This is a genomic window from Actinophytocola gossypii (assembly GCF_025165815.1).
Taxonomy (GTDB): domain Bacteria; phylum Actinomycetota; class Actinomycetes; order Mycobacteriales; family Pseudonocardiaceae; genus Actinophytocola; species Actinophytocola gossypii.
On record NZ_JAFFZE010000040.1, the window covers coordinates 2,501 to 5,293 of the forward strand.

Sequence of the window (2,793 nt, forward strand, 5' to 3'; positions counted from 1 at the left end):
AGCGGACTAGTACCGTGAGGGAAAGATGAAAAGTACCCCGGGAGGGGAGTGAAAGAGTACCTGAAACCGTGTGCCTACAAGCCGTCAGAGCAGTCGTAGCAACTGTGATGGCGTGCCTTTTGAAGAATGAGCCTGCGAGTTAGTGGTGCGTGGCGAGGTTAACCCGTGTGGGGTAGCCGTAGCGAAAGCGAGTCTGAATAGGGCGTTGTAGTCGCGTGCTCTAGACCCGAAGCGGGGTGATCTACCCATGGCCAGGGTGAAGCGACGGTAAGACGTCGTGGAGGCCCGAACCCACCAGGGTTGAAAACCTGGGGGATGAGCTGTGGGTAGGGGTGAAAGGCCAATCAAACTCCGTGATAGCTGGTTCTCCCCGAAATGCATTTAGGTGCAGCGTCACATGTTTCACGCCGGGGGTAGAGCACTGGATGGTCTAGGGGGCCTACAAGCTTACCGAAATCAACCAAACTCCGAATACCGGTGTGTGAGAGTGTGGCAGTGAGACTGCGGGCGATAAGGTTCGTGGTCGAGAGGGAAACAGCCCAGAACACCAGCTAAGGCCCCTAAGTGTGCGCTAAGTGGTAAAGGATGTGGGATTGCCGAGACAACCAGGAGGTTGGCTTAGAAGCAGCCACCCTTGAAAGAGTGCGTAATAGCTCACTGGTCAAGTGGTCCTGCGCCGACAATGTAGCGGGGCTGAAGCGTACCGCCGAAGCTGTGTCACTCACACAAATACATCCGCTCCTCGACTTCGGTTGGGGTGTGTAGTGGTGTGGGTGGGTAGGGGAGCGTCCTGCATCCAGGGAAGCCAGAGTGTGAACTACTGGTGGAGGGTGTGGGAGTGAGAATGCAGGCATGAGTAGCGAAAGCAGAGTGAGAACCTCTGCCGCCGGATGACCAAGGGTTCCTGGGCCAGGTTAATCCGCCCAGGGTAAGTCGGGACCTAAGGCGAGGCCGACAGGCGTAGTCGATGGACAACGGGTTGATATTCCCGTACCCGTGTGAATGCGTCCCTGGCGAGCCCACTGATACTAACCACCCAAACCTGCCGATGGCCTTCGGGTTGTTGGTGGGGGAGCGTGGGACCTGAGGTGGTAGTAGCCAAACGATGGGGTGACGCAGGAGGGTAGCTCCGCCAGCTGATGGTGACTGGTGTAAGCGTGTAGGCCGTACCGTAGGCAAATCCGCGGTGCAATAGGCTGAGACGTGATGCATAGCCGAATGAGGCGAAGTAGAGTGATCCCATGCTGCCGAGAAAAGCCTCTAGTGAGTGTTCATGCGGCCCGTACCCCAAACCGACACAGGTGGTCAGGTAGAGAATACTAAGGCGATCGGGTGAACTGTGGTTAAGGAACTCGGCAAAATGCCCCCGTAACTTCGGGAGAAGGGGGGCCGGGTGGCTTGAAGCCCCGTTGCGGGCTAGGGCTGTTCGGCCGCAGAGACCAGCGAGAAGCGACTGTTTACTAAAAACACAGGTCCGTGCGAAGTCGCAAGACGATGTATACGGACTGACGCCTGCCCGGTGCTGGAACGTTAAGAGGACCGGTTAGTCACCTTGTGTGGCGAAGCTGAGAATTTAAGCGCCAGTAAACGGCGGTGGTAACTATAACCATCCTAAGGTAGCGAAATTCCTTGTCGGGTAAGTTCCGACCTGCACGAATGGCGTAACGACTTCTCGGCTGTCTCAACCACAGGCCCGGCGAAATTGCACTACGAGTAAAGATGCTCGTTACGCGCGGCAGGACGGAAAGACCCCGGGACCTTTACTATAGCTTGGTATTGGTGCTTGGTTCGGCTTGTGTAGGATAGGTGGGAGACTGTGAAGCTCATACGCCAGTATGGGTGGAGTCATCGTTGAAATACCACTCTGGTCGTACTGGGTGTCTAACTTCGGACCGTGATCCGGTCCAGGGACAGTGCCTGGTGGGTAGTTTAACTGGGGCGGTTGCCTCCCAAAGAGTAACGGAGGCGCCCAAAGGTTCCCTCAGCCTGGTTGGCAATCAGGTGTTGAGTGTAAGTGCACAAGGGAGCTTGACTGTGAGACTGACGGGTCGAGCAGGGACGAAAGTCGGGACTAGTGATCCGGCACCACCTGGTGGAAGGGGTGTCGCTCAACGGACAAAAGGTACCCCGGGGATAACAGGCTGATCTTGCCCAAGAGTCCATATCGACGGCATGGTTTGGCACCTCGATGTCGGCTCGTCGCATCCTGGGGCTGGAGTAGGTCCCAAGGGTTGGGCTGTTCGCCCATTAAAGCGGCACGCGAGCTGGGTTTAGAACGTCGTGAGACAGTTCGGTCCCTATCCGCCGCGCGCGTAGGAGACTTGAGGAAGGCTGTCCCTAGTACGAGAGGACCGGGACGGACGAACCTCTGGTGTGCCAGTTGTCCCGCCAGGGGCATGGCTGGTTGGCTACGTTCGGGAGGGATAACCGCTGAAGGCATCTAAGCGGGAAGCCTGTTCCAAGATGAGGTCTCCCACCCCTTTGTGGGTTAAGGCCCCCAGTGAGATGACTGGGTTGATAGGCCAGAGATGGAAGCATCGTGAGGTGTTCGAGTTGACTGGTACTAATAGGCCGAGGACTTACCTCACAAACGATCAATTACGTGTTCGCATCCACTGTGTGATTCTGAGGCACCAACCACCTGTTGTGTGGTGTTGGTTGTTTCATAGAGTTTCGGCGGTTATAGCGGTGGGGAAACGCCCGGTCCCATTCCGAACCCGGAAGCTAAGCCCTCCAGCGCCGATGGTACTGCACTCGACAGGGTGTGGGAGAGTAGGACACCGCCGAGCATTC

Annotated in this window: 2 rRNA genes (1 of these 2 running past the window's edge); both read left to right on the top strand. The window is 56.9% G+C overall.

Annotated features, from left to right (window positions below):
* Positions 1-2,587: ribosomal RNA gene (locus JT362_RS35240) — 23S ribosomal RNA — on the top strand; it begins 537 nt to the left of the window's first position.
* 85 nt (positions 2,588-2,672) lie between these two features.
* Positions 2,673-2,789 (top strand): 5S ribosomal RNA (gene rrf, locus JT362_RS35245).
* Positions 2,790-2,793 lie beyond the last annotated feature (4 nt).